Origin of the sequence: Nonomuraea sp. NPDC050022 (assembly GCF_044460705.1) — a bacterium.
Lineage (GTDB): Bacteria > Actinomycetota > Actinomycetes > Streptosporangiales > Streptosporangiaceae > Nonomuraea.
In genome coordinates, this window is sequence record NZ_JBITKE010000007.1 from 219,068 (window position 1) to 239,822 (window position 20,755).

The following is a 20,755-nucleotide window of genomic DNA, read 5'->3' on the forward strand; positions in this document are numbered from 1 at the left end:
CCCCGGGACGGACAAGACGTCGGCCGACTGCACCAGGACGGACAAGACACCGGCTGGTTGCACCAGGACGGACAAGAAACTCACCAATACTCACCAATACTCATCAATGACGAAACCGCCCAGAACCTTTAGGCTCGGCGGCGATGGATCTCGAAAACTTCGCACCCGGTTCGGGCCGCCTCGAACCCAGGGCCGCACTACGTTCTGACGCCCCTTCCCTCGACCTGAACGGCGACTGGCGCTTCCGCCTCTCTCCGTCCGCTGTCCTGCCGGACGACTTCGCCGATCCCGGCTACGACGACTCCGCCTGGGACACCCTGCCGGTGCCGTCGCACTGGCAGCTGCACGGGCACGGCTCGCCCGCGTACACCAACGACCTCTACCCCTTCCCCGTCGACCCGCCGCACGTACCGAACGAGAACCCGACCGGTGACCACCGCCGCCTGTTCGACCTGCCCGAGGGCTGGACCGGCGGGCGGCTGCGGTTCGAGGGCGTGGAGTCCTTCGCCCGGGTCTGGCTGAACGGCCACGAGCTCGGCTACTCGACCGGCAGCCGCCTGCCCGTCGAGTTCGACGCCGGACCGTGGCTGGTGCCGGGCCGCAACGTGCTCGCCGTCCGCGTCCACCAGTGGTCGGCCGCCAGCTACCTGGAAGACCAGGACATGTGGTGGCTGCCCGGCATCTTCCGGGAGGTGTCACTGACCCGCTCGGCCGCCGACGTCTTCGTCCACGCCGCCTATGCCGACGGCCGTGGCACGCTGAGCTTTGACGGCCCCGGACGGCTGGCCATCGCCGAGCTAGGCATCGCCGACCTCGCGCCCGGTACGGAGATCACCGTCGACGCCGAGCCGTGGACCGCCGAGACGCCCCGCCTGTACGAGGCCGTGGTCACGCTGCCCGAGGAGACCGTACGGGTGCGTGTCGGGTTCCGCACGATCTCCATCGAGGACGGGGTGCTCCTGGCCAACGGCCGTCCGCTGCTGCTCAAGGGCGTGAACCGGCACGAGTTCCACCCCGAGCACGGCCGCGCCGTACCGTACGAGACCATGCGCGCCGACGTGCTGCTGATGAAGCGCCACAACGTCAACGCCGTCCGGACCAGCCACTACCCGCCGCACCCCGACTTCCTCGACCTCTGCGACGAGCTGGGCCTCTGGGTGATCGACGAGTGCGACCTGGAGACGCACGGCTTCGGCCATGTCGGCTGGCGCGGCAATCCCACGGACGACCCGCGCTGGGCCGAGGCGTGCCTGGACCGGATGCGCCGCACGGTCGAACGGGACAAGAACCACCCGAGCGTGATCATGTGGTCCCTCGGCAACGAGGCCGGAGTCGGCCAGAACCTGAGCCTCATGGCCGACTGGACCCGGCAGCGCGACCCGTCACGGCCGATCCACTACGAGGGCGACCGCTCGTGCGCCGACACCGACGTGTACTCGCGGATGTACGCCTCGCACGCCGAGGTGGAGGCCATCGGGCAGGGGGTGGAGGACCCGCTGGCCGACCCCGAGCTCGACGCGCGGCGCCGGGCGATGCCGTTCGTGCAGTGCGAGTACGCCCACGCGATGGGCAACGGGCCCGGCGGCCTGGCCGACTACCAGGAGCTGTTCGAGCGCTATCCACGGCTGGCCGGCGGGTTCATCTGGGAGTGGATCGATCACGGGCTGGCACACCCGGAGTTCGAGTACGCCTACGGCGGCGACTACGACGAGCCGGTGCACGACGGGAACTTCGTGATCGACGGGCTGGTCTTCCCCGACCGGACGCCCTCGCCGGGGCTGCTGGACCTGAAGAAGGTGTTCGAGCCGGTGCGGTTCGCCTTCGACGACCAGGCCCAGGTCGTGCGGGTGGCCAACCACCACGGCTATCGCGACCTGTCGCATCTGGGGTTCGTCGCGGTGGTCGAGGAGGAGGGGGTGCCGGTCGCCGAGTTCCCGCTCGACGTACCCGCGACGGGTGGCGAGGTCAAGCTGCCCGACCTGCCCGTTGGGGAGGGTGAGCGGTGGCTGACGGTACGGGCGGTGCTCGCCGCCGACCAGCCGTGGGCCGCCGCCGGTCATGAGGTGGCCTGGGGCCAGACCCGCCTGTCATCCGGTGCTCAGGACGGCTTGACGTCTGGAGCTCAGGACGAGGCTCGTCCGGCGTCTGGTGGCGGGGGCGTCGGTTCTGGGGCGGACCTGGAGTTCGACCCCGGTACCGGGCGGCTCACCCGCCTGTTCGGGATCGAGGTCGAGGGGCCGCGGCTGGAGCTGTGGCGGGCGCCGATCGACAACGACACCTACGGCGGGCTGGCGGATCGCTGGCGGCAGCTCGGCCTGCACAGGCTCACCCACCGAGTGGACGCCGTGGAGACCGGCGACGTGCTGACCGTACGCGCCAGGGTCGCACCGGCGGCCACCGACCTGGGCCTGCACGTGGTCTACCGGTGGACCGCCACGGACGGCGGGCTGGAACTGACCGTGGACGTCGAGCCGGACGGGGAGTGGAGCCTGCCCCTGCCGAGGCTCGGCCTCGTCATGGCGCTGCCCGCGGCGTTCGGCGACGTCACCTGGTTCGGCAGGGGTCCGGGGGAGGCGTACCCCGACACCGGCATGGCCGCCAGGGTCGGCCGCTGGTCCGCCACCGTCGAGGACCTGCAGACGCCGTACGTCTACCCGCAGGAGAACGGGCACCGAGCGGATGTCCGCTGGGCCGAACTGACCGGCCCGTCCGGGGGTCTCCGGGTGACGGGTGGTCCGGTCTTCGGCCTCACCGCTCGTCGCTGGACCACCGCTGAGCTGGAGGCGGCTCGTCACAGGCCGGACCTGAAGCCGGGCGACCGCGTGCACGTCAACCTGGACTTCGCTCAGCACGGCGTCGGCACCGCGTCATGCGGTCCGGCCACGCTGCCGCAGTACGAACTCCACGCTCGGCCTGCCACCTTCCGTCTCCGCTTCACCCCGGCGGAAGGCGCCTGACGCCCTGCTGTTCTGACGGCCCGGGGCCTCAAGGCCTCGGGCCTGACGGCCTGATGCCGGGCGCCCAGTGCCCGCCGTGATTGCCTTTTCTCACCGCAACTCCACCCTCTCCTCCCCCCTCTGTCGCAAAGGAGTCGTCATGGATGCCAAGCAGTACATGGCCGGTGTGTTCGACCGCGCGTCCGGCACCTACGAACAGGTCGGCGTGCCGTTCTTCGGCCCGGTGGCCGCCGAGCTGGTACGGCAGGCCGCGCCGGAGCCGGGCGACCGGGTGCTGGACGTGGGATGCGGGACCGGCGCCTCACTGGTCCCGGCGGCAGGGGCGGTGGGTCCGACGGGCCGGGTGGTCGGGCTGGACCTCGCGCCGGGGATGGTCGCCGCCACCACGGCCGAGATCGAGCGGCATGGCTTGACGCACGCGACGGTCCTCCAGGGTGACGCGGAACGGGCCGAGGAGTTGCTGCCCGGAGAGCGGTTCGACGTCGTGCTGGCCGGGATGATGCTGTACTTCCTGCCTGACCCGCTGGCCGCCGTACGGTCGATGACCGGCCTTCTCCGGCCCGGCGGGCGGCTGGCGGCCAGTCTGCTTGCCCAGGCGAGCCCGGCCGAGGCCGAGCTGCTCGGCCTCGTGGCGCGGGCCCTGGCCCCGTACACCGCCGACGCGGGCACCGCCCCCTTCCACCGCACCCTCAACACGGCCGAGGAGCTGACCGAGCTGCTCGTGGCGGGTGGCCTGGAGGGGGTCCGCTGCGAGGACGTGGTGTTCGAGGTGGTCGTCGAGGCCGGACAGGTATGGGACTGGCTGTGGTCGGCCGCCCGCCGCGCCTCCCTGGAGACGATCCCCGACGCCCTGCACCCGGAGGCCAGGGCAGCCCTGGAAGACGCCCTGGCCTACGGGAGATTCGTCCTACCCCGCACGGTCCGCTTCGCGACCGGGACCCGCCCCTGACGGGACCCGGCCGCGCGACATACCGGGGCGGGCACGTCGACCGTGCCCGCCCCGGCCGCCTGGACCGTGCTCGCGACGGACGTCAAGCAGGCACGTCGTCCAGCACGTCCAGCACCGTGCCCGCGCCGACCGTCAGGCCGCCCTCGCGGATCGCGAAGCCGAGCCCCGGCTCCAGGGCGACGGCCTTGCCCAGCTCGACCCGTACCTCGATGGTGTCACCCGGCTGGGCGGGGTCGTCCAGGAGGAGCTGCCCGGGTATGTCGGTCGTGCGCAGGTAGAACTGCGGCCGGTAGCCGGACGCGATCGGCCGGCGCCGCCCGCCCTCCTCCGGCGTGAGGAGGTAGATCCGGGCGGTGAAGGACCGGCGGGCCCGCTGGCTGCCGGGCGCGGCCAGGACCATGCCCCGCCGCACCTGGTCGCGGCGGACACCGCGCAGCAGCACGGCGGCGTTGTCACCCGCCTCACCCCGCTCCATCGTCTTCCCGAACGTCTCCACCCCTGTCACTACGGCGGTGAAGCCGGACTCGAAGCCGACAATGCTCACCGAGTCGCCCACCCGGACCGCGCCACGCTCGATGGCGCCCGTGACGACCGTGCCCCGGCCGGTGACCGTGAGCACGTTCTCCACCGGCATCAGGAACGGCGCGTCCACGTACCGGACTGGCACCGGGATGTGGTCGTCGACCGCCTGGAGCAGCGCGCCGATGGACGCCGTCCACTCGGGGTCGCCCTCCAGCGCCCGAAGCCCGGAGACCCGGACCATCGGGACGTCCCGGTAGCCGTGCTCGGCGAGCAGGTCGTGCAGCTCGAGTTCGACCAGGTCGGTCAGCTCCGGGTCGGCGCCGTCGGCCTTGTTGACCGCGACGACCAGGTGCTCGACGCCGACCCGCCGGGCGAGCAGCACGTGCTCCCTGGTCTGCGGCATGATGCCGTCCTGCGCGGACACGACGAGGATCGCGCCGTCGAGCTGCGCCGCCCCCGTGATCATGTTCTTCACGTAGTCGGCGTGGCCCGGCATGTCCACGTGGGCGTAGTGCCTGGTGTCGGTCTCGTACTCGACGTGCGAGATGTTGATCGTGATGCCGCGCACGGCCTCCTCGGGCGTGCGGTCGATCCGCTCGAACGGCGTGTACGTCGCCTGGCCCCGCTGCGCGAGCACCTTGGTGATCGCGGCGGTCAGCGTGGTCTTGCCGTGGTCGACGTGGCCCATGGTGCCGATGTTGAGATGCGGCTTGTTACGGATATAGGCCTGCTTGGCCATGATTCTTTCCTCTTGAGTCCTGGATGTGCTGTGACCCGCACGGGCCGACTACCTCCCCCCGCCGGGTCACTTTCAGGACTTACGGGAAGAGGTCAGCGCTCCAGGCCGTCGCAGGCACGCTCGAACGCGCCCGCGTTGGCGGGCGTCGCGAGGTGATCGTGCCTGAACATGAGGACCATAGTGAGGCGCTCAGCGCCGCCACGCAACGCAATATTCCCGGGAGGCGGCAGGGCGGTATGCCGTAAGGCGGCATCACCTATGGTGACCAGGCAAAACACCTCATAGAGTGGGTGGGGTGAGCAGGCTGACCAGCTCTCGCCGGCCGGGCACGCGAAGGCCGACCACACCGCGGGTCGACTACGCGGCGCTGTTCGCCGTGACGCCCGCCCCATGCCTGGTGCTGGACCCGGATCTGATGATCGTCGATGTGAACTGGGCTTACCTGCGCGCGACCGGCCGCACCGCCGAGGACCTGATCGGGCAGCACATCTTCGCCGCTTTCCCCGACAACCCCGAGGATCCGCACGCCAGCGGCGTGAAGAACCTGAGCGCCTCGCTGCACCGGGTGCTGGCCTCCCGAGTGCCGGACACGATGGCGCTGCAGAAGTACGACATCCCCCTCGCCGGCTGTCCTGGCGCGTTCGAGGAGCGCTGGTGGTCCCCGATCAACACCCCCGTCCTGGCACCGGACGGGACGCTGGCGTGGATCATCCACCGGGTCGAGGACGTGACGGAGTTCGTCCGCTCCTTCGGCCCGCGACGGCCCACCACCCGCCGCTCACCGGGGCGTGCGGAGATGGAGGCCGAACTGTACGGCAGAGCACAGGAACTGCAGCGGCTGAACGAGGAACTCCGCCTGGCCCATACCCGTGAACACCATGTCGCGCTCGCCTTGCAGGAGGCCATGCTGCGCTGCCCCGACCTCGACCTGCACCCCGAGATCGAGGTGCGTTACCTGCCCGCGGTGGAGACGCTGAACGTCTGCGGCGACTGGTACGACGTCGTCGACCTGCCGGACGGCTGCTTCGCCGTCGCGGTCGGTGACGTCGTGGGGCACGGCCTGGAAGCGGCGACGTCCATGGGGATGCTGCGCAGCGCGCTCAGCGCCGCGATCCGCGCTCTGAAAGAGCCGGCCCCGGCACTGGAAGTGCTCGGCTTGTACGCCCGTTCGCTCGAAGGGGCGCTGGCCACTACGGCGGTCAAGGCCGTGATCGACACCAGGAGGCGGCGCATCGCCTACAGCAGCGCCGGCCACCCGCCACCCGTCCTGTGCCATCTGGGCAGCGCCTGCACACTCCTGGACCAGGCCACCGACCCGCCGCTCGGCGCTCGCCCCGAACATATCACCCGCCCCCAGGCCGAGCTGTCCTACGCACCCGGTGACACCCTCGTCCTGTACACCGACGGTCTCATCGAACGCCGCGACCGGGACATCGACGTCGGCTTGGCCCGGCTGACCGACGTACTCGCCCGATCCGGTGGGCTCGACCCCGGACTCCTCGCCGACGCCCTCCTGGCGGGCATGGACGTCAGCAGCGGCGCCCGCGACGACATCGCCCTGCTCGTCGTCCGCCTGTAAATGGTGCATCCCGGAAGATCTGGTTTACCCGACTGGCTCACTTGATCTGACATTTCCCGCTATGGTGCCGAAGATCCCTATCCTTGTCACAGGAGCTCCATGGCGCACGTCGAACCCCTCCGGGAGGGCGACCCCACTGCCATGGGTCCCTACCAGCTGTTCGGGCGTCTGGGCGCGGGCGGCCAAGGGGTGGTCTATCTGGGCCAGGGGCCCGACGGCAGGCCGGTCGCGGTCAAAGTGCTGCGCGAGGGACTCGCCAATGAGCGCTTCGCCAAGGAGATCGACGCGGCGCGCCGGGTGGAGCCGTTCTGCATCGCCCAGGTGCTCGACGCCTCGCTGGGCACCCGGCCGTACATCGTGACCGAGTACGTCGAGGGGCCTTCGCTCCAGCAGGCGGGCCGCCACGTCGGCGCCGACCTGCAGCGGCTCGCCGTGGCGACCGCGACCGCGCTGGCGGCCATTCATCAGGCGGGCATCGTTCATCGCGACTTCAAGCCCGCCAACGTGCTGCTCGGCCAGGGCGGCCCACGGGTGATCGACTTCGGGATCGCCCGGTCCGTCGAATCGGGGCTGACGGCTACCAGCAGCATCGTGGGGACGCCCGCGTACATGGCGCCCGAGCAGCTCGCCGGCGAGGGGATCGGGCCGGCGGTCGACGTGTTCGCGTGGGCGTCGGTGATCGTGTTCGCCGCCACCGGGGCGCCTCCGTTCGGTGAGGATTCACTGCCCGCGGTCATCAACCGGATCCTGCACAACGAGCCGCAGCTCGGCGACCTTCCGCAACCGTTGCGCGCGATCGTGCTGGGGTGCCTGGCCAAGGATCCGGCGCGTCGGCCGGCCATGCGGGACGTGCTGCTGCAGCTCCTGGGCGGGCAGGCCCCGGGGCGTCTGGACCTGGCCGACGGCCGCGGGTACGCCCCCGGGCGTCCGGACGGTGCCGACGGCGGCTGGCATGCACCCGGGCGTCCGGACGGTGCCGACGGCCGCGGTCCGGCCACGGTGCCCGGACGGCGGCACGGGACCAGGACGGTGCTCGTCGCGGGCGTCTCGGGCGTGGGGGCGCTGGTTGTCGCGGGCGCCGTCGCCTGGGGCGCCACGAGCGTCTGGGATCTCCGGGAATCGCGGCCGAGTACGCGGTCACTGGCGTTCACCGCTACCGGGACGCCCACCTCGACGAAGACGAAAACGCGTCAGCACCCGAAGACCAAGAGCCCGACGACCACGGCGAAGCCGACCGTGAAACAGACCCCGAAGCCGACGCGGACCGTGAAACCGACACAGACCGTGAAACCAACAAAGACCGCGCCCAAACCCACGACCTCGTCGTCGAAATCGTCATCGGGCAGCGGTTCCTTCCGGATCGTGTGGGTGCGAGTCATCGGTCCCAGGCACGCCGACTCCCCGGACTGCGTGTACAACCATGGCAACATCTCCGGCCTGGTCGAGGGGACCAAACTCTCCACCGACTTCCGCTACGAATGGGTCCTGAACGGGCGGGTGGTGTCGCGCTCTGAGAGCGTCATCGCCGAATCCCACACCCAGCAGGTCATCGGCCCGCTCGTGCAGACGGACGGCACTCACCGGGTCACCCTCCGCCTCACCTCCCCCCAAGCGGTGTCGAAGGCCTTCTCCTTCACCATCTGCCCGAGCGACGATTGATGACCCCGCTCCTGCCAGAAGACCCCCAGGTCGTGGGGCCGTACCGGCTGTCCGGGCGTCTGGGCGCGGGCGGTCAGGGGGTGGTCTACCTCGGCCAGGGTCCCGACGGGCGGCCGGTGGCGGTCAAGTTGCTGGCGGACGGCCTGGCCGGTGATCACCGCTTCGCCAAGGAGATCGACGCGGCGCGCCGGGTGGAGCCGTTCTGCGTCGCCCAGGTGCTCGATGCCTCGCTGGGCGGCCGGCCGTACATCGTGACCGAGTATGTCGAGGGCCCTTCGCTGCAGGAGGCCGGCCGCCACGTCGGCGCAGACCTGCAGCGGCTCGCGGTGGCGACCGCGACCGCGCTGGCGGCGATCCACCGGGCCGGGGTGGTGCATCGCGATTTCAAGCCCGCCAACGTGCTGCTCGGCAGGGACGGGCCGCGGGTCATCGACTTCGGCATCGCCCGCGCGGCCGGCCATTCGCTGACGGTGACGAGCAGCATCGTCGGCACGCCCGCCTACATGGCGCCCGAGCAGCTCGCGGGCGCCTCGCTCGGTCCCGCGGTGGACGTCTTCGCGTGGGCGTCGGTGATCGTGTTCGCCGCGACGGGAAGCCCGCCGTTCGGCAACGACTCGCTGCCCGCGGTGTTCCGCCGCATCCTCCACGACGAGCCGTATCTGGGGGACCTGCCGGGTCCGCTGCGGCCGATCGTAGTGTCCTGCCTGGCCAAGGACCCCGCCGCCCGGCCCGCCATGCAGGACGTCCTGCTCCGGCTCATCGGCGCCCCGCCCACCGGCACGGCAGGCGACCTAACAGGCCATCGAGGCGGTACGGCGGGCGACTTGACGGGCCGTCGAGGCGGTACGGCGGGCGACTTGACGGGCCATCGAACTGGTACGGCCGGTCCTCCCGTGAGCAGCCCGCGCTGGAAGGCGCTGCTGGCGGGCGCCGGGGCACTGGCGGTGTCCGGCACCTTGGTGGCCGGGGCGATCATGTTGCTGCCCGACACGACGACGCCGACGGCCGCGCCCCTCCAGTCGGCCACGGAACAGCAGGCCACCACGACCCCCAGCCCGCCGGCCAAGAAACAGGGCACCGACAAGACACCCAGCGCGCCGACCAAGAAGCCGCGCCCCACCCGGACCGGCGGCTCGAACCCCACCAGCTCCGTCTCGAGGCAGCCGACGCCCAAACCCACGGCCTCCCCGCGGAAAACCACGACCACGGCTGCGGCTGGGGGGACCGTACGCCTGGCGTCGCTGACCCTGGACGGGCAGCAGACCGGACCGAACTGCTACTCGCCCAGCCTCTTCCCCGTCGCCTTGCTCAAAGGCCCGTCGGGCAAGCAGATCGAGTACGGCTACCGCTGGGTCGTGGACGGCCAGGACGAGGGATGGAAGACGGACTGGGTGACAGGCACGACCCAGAACCGGCGCAACCCCTTCGGCGCCTTCGACCCGGGCCGGCATACGATCGTCTTCCACTTGCTGACACCTTCGAAGGCCACCAGGAGCGTGTCGTTCACGGTGTGCGAGCGGTTGTCCTAGGCGAGAGTCCCTGGGCTGGTGGTTCGTGTTACGCGGTCGTTGGTGTTTCGCACAACGGGAGCGGTGGCCTTCGTCGGATGTGCCGAAGATGCCGTGACCCGGCCGGGCCTACCGTACGGTCATGCCACGCCTCGTCCTCGACGACCTCTACCGCATCGCGGTCCCATCCGACCCGAGGCTGCGCCCCGATGGCGACGCCGTCGCGTATACGCTCACCACCGCCGACCGCGACTCCGACCAGAACCAGGCCGAGATCTGGCTCGCCGCCCCCGGATCCGCGCCGCGCCGGCTCGCCTCCGGGAGCGCGGCGCGCTGGTCGCCCGACGGCCGGCTGCTCGCCTTCCTGCGTCCTGTCGATGGGCGCGCGCAGATCCACCTGCTGCCGATGGAGGGCGGCGAGCCGCGCCCGCTCACCTCGGCGCCGCTCGGTGCCGGTGCGCCCGTGTGGTCGCCGGACGGCAGCCGGATCGCCTACAGCGGACCGTACGGAGACCTCGACCCCCACGCGCCGGTCGTGGCCGACATCCTGGAGTACAAGGCCGACGGCGCCGGGCTACTGCGCGGCCTGACCACGCAGCTGTTCGTGGTGGACGTGGCGACGGGCGACACCATCCAGGTGACCGAGGGCGGGTTCCACGCGGGCGAGCCGTCGTGGTCGCCGGACGGACGGCGGCTGGCGTTCGCGGCGAGCATGGCGCCCGACCGTGACCTGGTGGTGGAGAGCGCGGTGTACGAGGTGGACGCCACCGGGCCGACGCCGGGCAAACCGGAGCGGCTCACCGGGCCGGACATCATCTGCACCGGCGCCTGGTGGCTCGCCGCGCCCGACCGCAACGGCACCCCCGACCCCGACCCCGGCTCCGACCGCGCTCCCGACCCCGGCTCCGACCGCGACGGCGACGGCCAGGGCCGGGGTGACCGGCTGGTGGTGGCTGGGCTGCGCGAGGTCATCGGCCACACCCGCCTGTACACGCTCGGCTCCGGCACCCTCGACGAGGTGGAGACCGGGCTCGACCGGAACGTCATGACCGGCGCCCCCGGCTACCCGGGCGCCGTCCCCGCGCTACTGGGCGACGACCTGCTGTTCTGCGCCCGCGACCAAGGCCGCACGCACCTGTACCGCCTGGCGGGCGCGCCGCCGGTCGGGGAGGCCGGGACGGAAGGGGAGGCTGGGACGGCTGGGGCCGGGACGGAAGGGGAGGCCGGGCGAACCAGGCAAGCCGTGAAGACAGGGGAGACCGGGCAAGCCGGGAAGGCCGTGAAGATCGTCGGCAACGACTTCACGGTGTCCGGCGTGTCCGTGGCCGCGGGCCGGATCGCCTGGGTCGCCTCCTCCCCGCTCAGCGCCGGTGACGTCTACCTCGACGGCGAGCCCCTCACCCACCACGCCCTCCCGGACGTCGACCTGTTCACCCCGCGCCCCCGTACCTTCACCGCCCCCGACGGCGCCACCATCGAGGGCTTCGTGCTGCGCGACGAGACCCGTACCACCCCCGGCCCGCTGCTGCTCGACGTGCACGGCGGCCCGCACAACGCGTGGTCGCCCGCCTTCGACGGCGCCCACCTCTACCACCAGCGGCTCGCCGCCGACGGCTGGACCGTCCTGCTGGTCAACCCGCGGGCCAGCGACGGGTACGGCGAGGACTTCTTCACCGCCACGGTCGGCGCCTGGGGGCTGGCCGACGAGCAGGACTTCCTCGCGGCCGTGGACGACCTGGTGGCGGAGGGCGTCGCCGATCCTGATCGGCTGGCCGTCGCCGGTTACAGCTACGGTGGCTACATGGCGTGCTGGCTGTCGACCAGGACCGACAGGTTCAAGGCGGCCATCCCCGGCGGCTGCGTCAGCGACCTCGCCAGCATGGCGGGCACGTCCGACCTCGGGTCTCTCATCAAGGCGTACGAGTGCCGGGGCGACCTCCAGGCCCAGTCACCGATCGCCCAGGTGGCCCGCGTCACCACCCCCACCCTGCTCCTGCACGGCGACAGCGACGACCGCTGTCCGGTCGGCCAGGCCGAGCAGTGGTTCGCCGCGCTGCGCGAGCAGGGGGTGCCGGTCCGGCTGGTCCGCTATCCGGACGCCTCGCACCTGTTCATTCTCAACGGGCGCCCCTCACACCGGTACGACTTCAACGAGAGGATCATCACGTGGCTGGAGCAATGGGTCACCGGCTCGCCGAGCTGATCGCCGAGCACGAGGTTCCGGGGGCCGCGCTGGCCTACCTGCACCGGGGCGAGGTGCACGAGTTCGCGGCGGGGACGCTCAACAAGGACACCGGCGTCGAGGCGACCCCCGACTCGCTGTTCCAGATCGGCTCCGTCACCAAGGTGTGGACCGCGACCCTGCTCATGCGGCAGATCGAGCGCGGCCGGCTGACGCTCGACACGCCGGTGGCCGAGGTGCTGCCCGAGTTCAGGGTGGCGGATCCGGAGGTCTCCAAGACCGTCACGGTCAGGCACCTGCTCTCCCACACCAGTGGCATCGATGGCGACCTCTTCCTCGACACCGGGCGCGGCGACGACTGCGTGGAGAAGTACGTCGCGGCCTGCGCCGACCTGGCCCAGAACCACCCGCTCGGCGCCACCCAGTCCTACTGCAACTCCGGCTTCACCGTCGCCGGCCGGATCCTGGAGAAGCTCGAGGGCAAGCGCTGGGACGATGTACTGCGCGAGCAGATCGTCGAACCGCTCGGCCTCACCCACACCTGGACCCTGCCGGAGGACGTGCTGCGCTTCCGCGCCGCCATGGGCCACGTCGACGGCGCGACCGCCCCCGTGTGGGGCCTCATGCGCTCGGCCGGGCCCGCCGGGCTCATCTGCGCCCGGCCCGCCGACGTGGTCGCGTTCGCCCGCGCCCACCTCGAAGGCGGCCTCCTGGACGACCCGCGCGCCATGTGGGAGCCGCAGGTCGACATCCCCAACCCGTACGCGCTGGGCAGGCAGTGGGGCATCGGCTGGATCCTCGACGAATGGGACGGTCACCAGGTCATCTCCCACGGCGGCAACACCATCGGCCAGCACGCCATGCTCTGGGCCGTACCGGACACCGGCACCATCGTGTGCGTCACCGCCAACGGCGGGCACAGCGGCGCGTTCACGCACGCCGTGGCCACCGAGCTGTTCGCCGAGCTGGACGGCCTGACCGTGCCGCCCAGGCTCGGGCCGCCCGAGACGCCCGTCCAGGTCGACGTCGACGGCTACGTGGGCGTCTACGAGCGGGCCGGGTTCCGCGCCACGCTGAGCGTCCGCGCCGGCGAACTGTGGATCCTCGGCGAGGCCACCGGCGCACTGGCCGCGCTCCAGCCGCCGATGGAGATGAAGCTCGTCCCCGTGGACGAGGTCACCTTCGTCTGCCGCCGGGAGGAGGACCCGGACTGGATGTCCGCCGTGTTCTACCGGCTCGAGGACGGTTCGCCGTACATCCACCTGGGAGCGCGCGCCACTCCGAAGATCAGCTGAACTGCCGGACCACGGTGAGCGGGCGGACGGCCGCCCGCTCACCCCCTCCGGACCGAACTACGGCTTCGGGCCGGACTACGGTGAGTGGATGAACGACCGCCCGCGCGCCAGCCTAGGACGGATCCTGAACGACCTCGGCAGCACCGTGATCGACGTGGCCGCCTCGCCGGGCGACCTCGACGCCGAGGTGACCGGGGTGCACATCTTCGATCCGCTCGACGAGCTGATCGTCCCGCCGGGCGGCATCCTGCTGGCGGTCGGCGTGCAGGGCCCGGCGGAGATCTGCTCGCTGCTCACGCGGGCCCCGGCGGCGGCCGGCGTGGTGGTCAAGCTGCCCGTGGACGCCGACGAGCAGGTACGCGCGACCGTGCTGGAGACCGGCGTGGCCGTGCTCGGACTCACCAGGGCCGCCTCCTGGGCCCAGGTCGCCGCCCTGCTGCGCTCCCTGCTGGCGGAGGGGGACCTGACCGAGCCGGGGGAGGAGCCGCAGGGCGACCTGTTCTCGCTGGCCAACGCGGTCTGCGCGCTGCTCGACGCGCCCGTCACGATCGAGGACAGGTCCGCGCGGGTGCTGGCCTACTCCGAACGGCAGGACGAGGCCGACCAGGGCCGGATCGCCACCGTGCTCGGCCGCCAGGTGCCCGAGCGCTACCAGCGGATGCTCGACGAGAACGGCTTCTTCAAGCTGCTCTACCAGAGCCAGGAGCCCGTCTACCTCGAACTCGACGACGGCAGCATCAAGCGGGCGGCCGTCGCCGTGCGGACGGGTGATGAGATCCTCGGCTCCATCTGGGCCGCCGTCCGCGAGCCGCTCACGCCCCAGCGGCAGCGCGCGCTCGCCGACGCGGCCAAGATCGTCGCTCTGCAGTTGCTGCGCGAGCGGGCCGGCGCCGACACCCAGCGGCGGCTCCGTAGCGACCTGCTGTCCACCGTGCTCGCGGGCGGCGCCGACGCGCCCGAGGCCGCCGCGCGGCTCGGCATCGCCACCGCCCGGCTGTGCGTGCTCGCCGCGCAGCTCGCGCACCCCGCCGCCGACGACCCGGCGCGCGCCGAGAGCGACCGGCAGCGCTTCGCCGACGCGCTCGCGCTGCACGTCGGCGCCATCCACCCCAAGGCAGCTGCCGCGCTCGTCGGCTCGGTGGCCTACGCCGTGCTGCCGCTGCAGGCGGGTGGTGAGGAGGAGGCGCGGGCCGTACGCGTGGCGGAGAGCTTCCTGGCCAGGGTCGGGCCGCGGCACTCGGCCAGCATCGGCGTCGGCCGCCTGGCCGCCAGCCTCGCCCACGTCGCCAGGTCCCGCGCGGACGCCGACCGGGCGCTGCGCGTGCTGCTCGCCCGTGGCGCGACGGGCCAGGTCGCCGGCTACACCGCCGTGCACTTCGAGTCGCTGCTGCTCCAGGTCGCCGACGTGGCGGCGGCGGAGGACCAGGCGCCGACCGGCCCCTACCAGCGGCTGCTCGACCACGACGCCGAGCACGGCAGCGACCTGGTCGCCACGCTGCGGGCCTACCTCGACGCGTTCGGCGACGTCAACGCCGCCTCGGCCAGGGTCCACGTACACGCCAACACCTTCCGGTATCGGCTCAAGCGGCTCACCGAGATCAGCGGGCTGGACCTGTCCGACGCCGACGCCCGGCTCACCGTCATGCTCCAGATGCGCATTTTCGGGCGATAGCACCACGCCTGCCGCGCTTTTCGTTACAGCGCACGAAGAACGATCTACGGTCAGCGACCAGGGTGGTGCCTCAGATCCCACTCCCCAGGAGCGCCCCACATGAGAAAACCAGCCGCGCTCGTCGCGCTGGCCCTGCTCGCCGCGGCCTGCGGCGGCACCGCGGGCACAGAAACAGGCACCGGCTCGGGGACGGGCGCGCCGGTCACCGGCGGCACGTTCTCCTTCGCCATCAGCGCCGACCCCGGCGTGCTCGACCCCGCCATGGGCGTGCTGTCGGTCACCAACCAGGTGCTCGCGTTCGCGTACGACACCCTCGTCGGCGTCGGCGCCGACGGCCGGATCGTCCCGGGACTCGCCGAGAAGTGGCAGGTCAAGCCCGACTCGGTGACCTTCACCCTGCGCAAGGACGCGACCTGTTCCGACGGCGCCAAGCTCACCCCCTCCGACGTGGCCGAGAACGTCAACCACATCGCCGACCCCGCCACCAAGTCGCCCATCTACGGCGTTCTCGTGCCCACCGGGATGAAGGCCAAGGCGGACGACGCGGCGGGCACCGTGACCCTGTCCACGCCCGAGCCCTTCAGCTTCATCCTGGAGAGCACCCAGCAGATGTTCATCGTGTGCGGCAAGGGCGTCAAGGACCGCTCGGCGCTCGCCCACGGCACCTCCGGCTCCGGCCCCTACCGGCTCACCGAGTCGGTCTCGGGCGACCACTACACCTTCAAGGTCCGCAGGGAGTACGTCTGGGGTCCCGGCGGGACCACGGCCAAGGACCTGCCCGAGACGGTCACGCTGAAGGTCGTGCCCAACGAGCAGACCGCCGCCAACCTGCTCCTCGCCGGCACGCTCAACGGGGCCACCTTCTACGGCCCCGACCGCGCCCGCGTGGCGGCCACCCCGGGAGTCGTCAAGAACGTCCTGCCCTTCGGGAACGGCCAGTTCTTCTACCACCAGGGCGACGACCGGCCCGCCCACGACCCGGCCGTACGCAAGGCGCTCACCCAGGCCGTCAACCTCAAGGAGCTGTCCGGGATCGCCGCCAGCGGCACCGGCCGGCCCGCCACCGGACTCGTCCTCGAGCCGCGGCCCTGCCAGGGCGACACGGTCACCGGGCACGTGCCCGCCAACGACCCGGCCGCGGCCGCCGCCGCCCTGGACGCGGCGGGATGGCGAGCGGGTGCCGATGGCGTCAGGGTCAAGGACGGCAAGCGGCTGACGCTGCGCTTCGTCTACCCCACCACCAGGGGATCCGGGGTACAGGCGGCGGCCGAGTACCTGGGCGCCGCCTGGAAGAAGGCCGGCGTCGAAGTGAAGCTGAACGGCATCATCGACGCCAAGCTGGCCGAGTCGCTCAACGTCACCCAGGACTGGGACGCCATCTGGCTGCCGATCGCCGTCACCCTGCCGAGCCAGCTCGTCGGCTTCCTGTCGGGACCGGCCGCGCCCAAGGGCGCCAACTTCGCCCACCTGACCAACTCCCGCTACACCTCGCTCATCACGAAAGCCTCGGGAAAGCCGGCGGCCGAAGGCTGCAAGCTGTGGCTGGAGGCCGAGTCGGCGCTGTTCGAGAACGCCGACCTGGTCCCCGTCGTGGAGAACACCGTCCTGGCCGCCGGCAAGGGCGGCACGTTCCGCATCATGGCCGGGGACCTCGTGCCGACCTCGATCCGCCTCACGCGGGGAGGGTAAGAACTGTTGTCGGCGCTTCCTATGCCAGCCGGTGGTTGCCAGAAGAACTGTGATTGGGTTTTCGGATCGACCGCGACTGAAGGTAATCAGATGGTAATGTTCAGTCACAGCCGGGTGCCTGACTGGCGCCCGGTCCCCGCCCCCATTGGTGTCCGCACCAACGGGACAGCGTCCGGCGGGGCGGTGGCCCAAGAGCCGCACTCCCTCCAGGAATGCGGAGTCAGGCCCCGACAACGCGGCTCTCAACCACGGTCCGTCCGGCTCGCCGGACGGACGCGGCATCGGCTTCCACCAGATCGCCTCCCGGCCTCGGCCGGAAAGCGACGAGGCTACGCTGATGTCCGTTTTACTCACGTAAACACAGAGAGCGGAAGACGCTGAGTGCGCGAGCTCCACACAACCGGGCCCGGCTCGCGTCGGGTGCGGTCACGCGGGTCGCGGTGGGTGGTGCGGCAGGTCGTGCGGTTCGCCGTCTCGCTCGCCGCGCTGCTCGTCGCGTCCTTCGCGATGATCCACCTCATTCCGGGTGATCCGGTACGGGCGTCGCTGGGGCCGGCCGCGCCGATCGAGCTCGTCCGGGCGCGTACGGCGGCGCTGGGGCTCGACCGGTCGATCCCCGAGCAGTTCCTCACGTACACAGGCCACGTGTTGACCGGAAATTTCGGGACCTCGTTCCTGTCGGGCGAGCCGGTCGTCGAGATCGTCGCCGCCCGGCTCCCCAACACCCTGGCCCTGGCCCTGCTGGCGACCGTGGTGGCGCTGCTGGTGGCGGTGCCGCTCGGCATGTGGGCGGCCGTCCGCACCGAGAACGGCCGCAATCGTGGCACCGAGTACGCCTTCACCACCGTGACGGGCACCGCCGTCGCCGTGCCCGAGTTCCTGTACTCGATCGCGCTGGTGACCGTCTTCGCCATCGGCCTCGGCGCGTTCCCGCCCGCGGGCAAGGCGGGCGCCGCCTCGTACGTGCTGCCGGTCCTCGCCCTGGCGATCGGCCCGATCGCGATGATCGCCCGCATCTCCCGCGCGGAGACGCTGCGCGAGCTGGGCACTGACTACGTGCGGCTGGCGCGCGCCAAACGCCTGCCCGCCGCCCGCCTCTACCTCAGGCACGTGCTGCCCAACACGCTCACCGCCACCCTCACCCTGGGCGGCCTGCTGCTCTCGGCGCTGATCGCGGGCAGCGTGCTGGTCGAGTACGTCTTCGCCTGGCCCGGGCTCGGCCTGAAGATCGTCGAGTCGATCACGCAGAAGGACTATCCGGTCGCCCAGGGCGTCATCCTCGTCTACGGCGCGATCGTGCTCGTCGTGAACCTCGCCGTCGACCTGGCCCTGGCCGCGCTCGACCCCACCTCCAAGATCAGGGAGGCATGAGTGAAGCCTCGCCTGCCGCGCACGCCCGCGGCGGTCGCCGGAGCCGTGCTGGTCGCGGCCATGATCGTGCTGGCCGTCGTCGGGCCGCCCATCTGGGGCGCGAGCGCCGAGCGCATCGACGCGGCGGCCATCCTCCAGGGCGCGTCCGCCGCCCACCCGCTCGGCACCGACAGCCTGGGCCGCGACCTGCTCGCCAGGGTGCTCGTGGCCGGCCGGTTCTCCCTGGCGCTGGCGCTGGCCGCCACGCTCATCGGCGGTCTGGCCGGGATCGTGCTCGGCGCCCTCCCGTCCGTGCTGCCGGGCCGGCCCGCCCGGCTGATCACCGGATTGGTCAACGCCCTGGTCGCCTTCCCCGGGTTGTTGCTGGCCATGTTCACGGCGGTCGTCTCCGGGCTGGGCGCCCGCGGCGCGGTCCTGGGCATCGGGGTGGCCATCGCGCCCGGATTCGCCCGGCTCACCCAGACGCTGGCCGCGACCGTCGCCGGGTCCGACTACGTGTCGGCCGCCCGCATGCTCGGCGTGTCCCGCCGCCGGATCCTGACCGGGCACGTGCTGCCGAACATCGCCGAGCCGCTCATCCTGCAGCTCGCCCAGGCGCTCGGTGGCGCCCTGCTCGGCCTGGCCGGGATGTCGTTCCTCGGCCTGGGGGTGCAGCCGCCGTCGTTCGACTGGGGCAGGCTGCTGTTCGACGGGTTCGCCCGCATCTATGTCACGCCCGAGGTCGCCCTCGGCCCGGCGGCGGCCATCGCGCTGGCCGGCATCGGGTTCAACCTACTGGGCGACGCCATGGCCAAGGCCGCCGCCCGTACCGCCGCGGCTGGGAAGGCGTCGGACGCGGCCGTACAGGCCGATCCCGGCGAGCCGGACCCCGGCGCGGTGCTGGAGGTCAGGGACCTGACCGTCGCGTTCCCCGGCGGTGTGACACCCGTGCGCGGGCTGTCGCTGACCATCGCCCCTGGCGAGATCGTCGGTCTGGTGGGGGAGTCGGGCAGCGGCAAGAGCTTGACCGCCGCCGCGATCGGCGGGCTCGTCCCCTACCCGGGCAGGGTCGCCTACGGGCGGCTGCTGCTCGGCGGCCGGGACATCGCCACGCTGTCGGGCAAGGAGCTCGGCACGACGCTGGCCATGGTGTTCCAGGACCCGATGGCCTCGCTCAACCCGGCGCTGCGGGTGGGCGGGCAGCTGGCCGAGGTGGCGAGGGTGCACCAGGGCGCCGGGCGGGCCGAGGCGAACCGGCGGGCCGTGGACCGGCTCGGGCACGTCCACCTGCCCGACCCGGCCGCGCGCGCCCGGCAGCACCCGCACGAGCTGTCCGGCGGCATGCGGCAGCGCGTGGTGATCGCGATGGGCCTCATGGCCACGCCGCGGCTGATCATCGCCGACGAGCCGACCACGGCGCTCGACGTGACCGTGCAACGGCAGATCCTGCGGCTGCTGCGCGAGGTCACCGAGGAGAGCGGCGCGGCCGCGCTGTTCATCACGCACGACATCGCCGTGGTGGGCGAGCTGTGCGACCGGGTCATGGTCATGTACGCGGGCCGGGTCGTCGAGGAGCTGCCCGTCCGCCGGCTGGCCGTCGAGGCCGCGCACCCGTACACGCGGGCGCTCATCGCCTCCCTGCCCGACATGGCCACCGACCGGGACAAACCGCTCGCGAGCATCCCCGGCCGCCAGCCCGCCCCCTCGGACGTGGGCCCCGGCTGCGCCTTCGCGGACCGGTGCGCCCTGGCGACCGCCCGCTGCGCTGCCGAACGTCCCCCGCTCATCCCGTACGGCGAGGCGGGCCGCGTGGCCTGCTGGGAGGTCAAATGATCATCGAAGCCCTGACCGTGCGCTTCGGCGCGTTCACCGCGGTCGACCGGGTCACGCTGGAGATCCCCCCTGGCCGGATCGTCGGGCTCGTCGGCGAGTCGGGGTCGGGCAAGTCGTCGCTGGCCAGGGCGGTGAGCGGCCTGGTGCCGTACACGGGCCGGATCGACGGGGCGCGCAACGTCCAGATGGTCTTCCAGGACCCGTACGCCTCCCTGGACCCGCGCATGACGGTCGGCGAGTCGGTGGGGGAGGGGGTACGGGCGGACCGCGCTCGCCGGGCGGGGGCCGTCGCCGACGGCCGCCAGGCGGGAGCCGTCGGTGACGGATCCGACCGTGTGAGGCGGCGTGCGGGGATCTTCGCCCACGGACGCGACCGGGCGGGGCGGCGGGCCGAGGTGGAGCGGCTGCTGGGGCTCGTCTCGCTCCCCGCCGACCTGGCCGGGCGCTACCCGCGTGAGCTGTCCGGCGGCCAGCGGCAGCGGGTCGCCGTCGCCAGGGCGCTCGGCGCGGCGCCCGACCTGCTGGTCGCCGACGAGATCACCAGCGCGCTCGACGTGTCCGTCCAGGGCGCGGTGCTCAACCTGGTGCGCTCGCTCCGCGACGAGCTGGGCCTGTCGATGCTGTTCATCTCGCACAACCTGGCGGTCGTCCGGTACGTCTCCGACGTCGTCGCGGTCATGCACCAGGGCCGCGTCGTCGAGTCCGGGCCCACGGAGCGGGTGGTCGGCGAGCCCGCCCACGACTACACGCGCGCCCTCCTGGAGGCAGTGCCCCGGCTCGCCTGAGAGCTCGCCTGAGTGAGCTCATCCGAGAGCTCACTC

The 20,755-nt window shown here is 72.0% G+C and carries 13 protein-coding genes; 12 read left to right on the forward strand and 1 reads right to left on the reverse strand.

All coding sequences use genetic code 11. The features are described 5' to 3' along the window. Window positions 1–143 precede the first annotated feature (143 nt). A complete protein-coding gene (locus ACIBO2_RS30125) occupies window positions 144–2,957 on the forward strand; it encodes a glycoside hydrolase family 2 TIM barrel-domain containing protein (RefSeq protein ID WP_397301127.1) in 2,814 nt (937 codons plus the stop codon). A gap of 139 nt (window positions 2,958–3,096) precedes the next feature. Beyond that, window positions 3,097–3,906 carry a methyltransferase domain-containing protein gene (locus ACIBO2_RS30130; RefSeq protein ID WP_358542498.1) on the forward strand — a complete coding sequence of 270 codons (810 nt, stop codon included), beginning with the start codon at window positions 3,097–3,099 and terminating at the stop codon, window positions 3,904–3,906. Between the two features lie 82 nt (window positions 3,907–3,988). Here ACIBO2_RS30130 and tuf read toward each other — a convergent pair whose 3' ends face one another. Next, a complete protein-coding gene (tuf, locus tag ACIBO2_RS30135) occupies window positions 3,989–5,167 on the reverse strand; it encodes an elongation factor Tu (protein ID WP_397301130.1) in 1,179 nt (392 codons plus the stop codon). A gap of 295 nt (window positions 5,168–5,462) precedes the next feature. Between tuf and ACIBO2_RS30140 the strand changes: the two genes are divergently transcribed. The 10 genes from ACIBO2_RS30140 to ACIBO2_RS30185 all read left to right on the forward strand — a co-directional run bounded on the left by ACIBO2_RS30140 (window position 5,463) and on the right by ACIBO2_RS30185 (window position 20,719). Then, window positions 5,463–6,746, forward strand: a complete 1,284-nt coding sequence (locus ACIBO2_RS30140; RefSeq protein WP_358542502.1) for a SpoIIE family protein phosphatase — start codon at window positions 5,463–5,465, stop codon at window positions 6,744–6,746. A gap of 99 nt (window positions 6,747–6,845) precedes the next feature. Continuing rightward, entirely contained in the window at window positions 6,846–8,405 is a 1,560-nt protein-coding gene (locus ACIBO2_RS30145; protein ID WP_358542505.1) for a protein kinase, read from the forward strand. Beyond that, window positions 8,405–9,934: a protein kinase gene (locus ACIBO2_RS30150; protein ID WP_358542507.1), complete on the forward strand. Its 1,530-nt coding sequence runs from the start codon at window positions 8,405–8,407 to the stop codon at window positions 9,932–9,934. The genes ACIBO2_RS30145 and ACIBO2_RS30150 overlap by 1 nt, the downstream gene beginning before the upstream one ends. 121 nt (window positions 9,935–10,055) lie before the next feature. Continuing rightward, window positions 10,056–12,116 carry a prolyl oligopeptidase family serine peptidase gene (locus ACIBO2_RS30155; protein WP_397301135.1) on the forward strand — a complete coding sequence of 687 codons (2,061 nt, stop codon included), beginning with the start codon at window positions 10,056–10,058 and terminating at the stop codon, window positions 12,114–12,116. After that, window positions 12,080–13,390 (forward strand): serine hydrolase domain-containing protein, encoded by a 1,311-nt coding sequence (locus ACIBO2_RS30160; RefSeq protein WP_358542512.1) that lies wholly within the window; start codon window positions 12,080–12,082, stop codon window positions 13,388–13,390. Before ACIBO2_RS30155 ends, ACIBO2_RS30160 begins: the two co-directional genes overlap by 37 nt. Window positions 13,391–13,478: 88 nt before the next feature. Further along, window positions 13,479–15,062: a helix-turn-helix domain-containing protein gene (locus ACIBO2_RS30165; RefSeq protein ID WP_358542514.1), complete on the forward strand. Its 1,584-nt coding sequence runs from the start codon at window positions 13,479–13,481 to the stop codon at window positions 15,060–15,062. Window positions 15,063–15,161: 99 nt separating this feature from the next. After that, complete coding sequence (locus ACIBO2_RS30170) at window positions 15,162–16,751, forward strand: ABC transporter substrate-binding protein (RefSeq protein ID WP_358542517.1); 1,590 nt, start codon at window positions 15,162–15,164, stop codon at window positions 16,749–16,751. A 447-nt stretch (window positions 16,752–17,198) separates the two neighbouring features. Beyond that, a complete protein-coding gene (locus ACIBO2_RS30175) occupies window positions 17,199–18,122 on the forward strand; it encodes an ABC transporter permease (protein ID WP_358542519.1) in 924 nt (307 codons plus the stop codon). Continuing rightward, window positions 18,123–19,934 (forward strand): dipeptide/oligopeptide/nickel ABC transporter permease/ATP-binding protein, encoded by a 1,812-nt coding sequence (locus ACIBO2_RS30180; protein WP_397301141.1) that lies wholly within the window; start codon window positions 18,123–18,125, stop codon window positions 19,932–19,934. It abuts the gene before it with no gap. Then, window positions 19,931–20,719: an ABC transporter ATP-binding protein gene (locus ACIBO2_RS30185; protein WP_397301144.1), complete on the forward strand. Its 789-nt coding sequence runs from the start codon at window positions 19,931–19,933 to the stop codon at window positions 20,717–20,719. The genes ACIBO2_RS30180 and ACIBO2_RS30185 overlap by 4 nt, the downstream gene beginning before the upstream one ends. Window positions 20,720–20,755: the final 36 nt, after the last annotated feature.

Coding starts and splice junctions, on each gene's coding strand:
- ACIBO2_RS30125 (WP_397301127.1), top strand. CDS start 144: ATGGATCTCGAAAACTTCGCACCCGGTTCGGGCCGCCTCGAACCCAGG.
- ACIBO2_RS30130 (WP_358542498.1), top strand. CDS start 3,097: ATGGATGCCAAGCAGTACATGGCCGGTGTGTTCGACCGCGCGTCCGGC.
- tuf (WP_397301130.1), bottom strand. CDS start 5,167: ATGGCCAAGCAGGCCTATATCCGTAACAAGCCGCATCTCAACATCGGC.
- ACIBO2_RS30145 (WP_358542505.1), top strand. CDS start 6,846: ATGGCGCACGTCGAACCCCTCCGGGAGGGCGACCCCACTGCCATGGGT.
- ACIBO2_RS30150 (WP_358542507.1), top strand. CDS start 8,405: ATGACCCCGCTCCTGCCAGAAGACCCCCAGGTCGTGGGGCCGTACCGG.
- ACIBO2_RS30155 (WP_397301135.1), top strand. CDS start 10,056: ATGCCACGCCTCGTCCTCGACGACCTCTACCGCATCGCGGTCCCATCC.
- ACIBO2_RS30165 (WP_358542514.1), top strand. CDS start 13,479: ATGAACGACCGCCCGCGCGCCAGCCTAGGACGGATCCTGAACGACCTC.
- ACIBO2_RS30170 (WP_358542517.1), top strand. CDS start 15,162: ATGAGAAAACCAGCCGCGCTCGTCGCGCTGGCCCTGCTCGCCGCGGCC.
- ACIBO2_RS30185 (WP_397301144.1), top strand. CDS start 19,931: ATGATCATCGAAGCCCTGACCGTGCGCTTCGGCGCGTTCACCGCGGTC.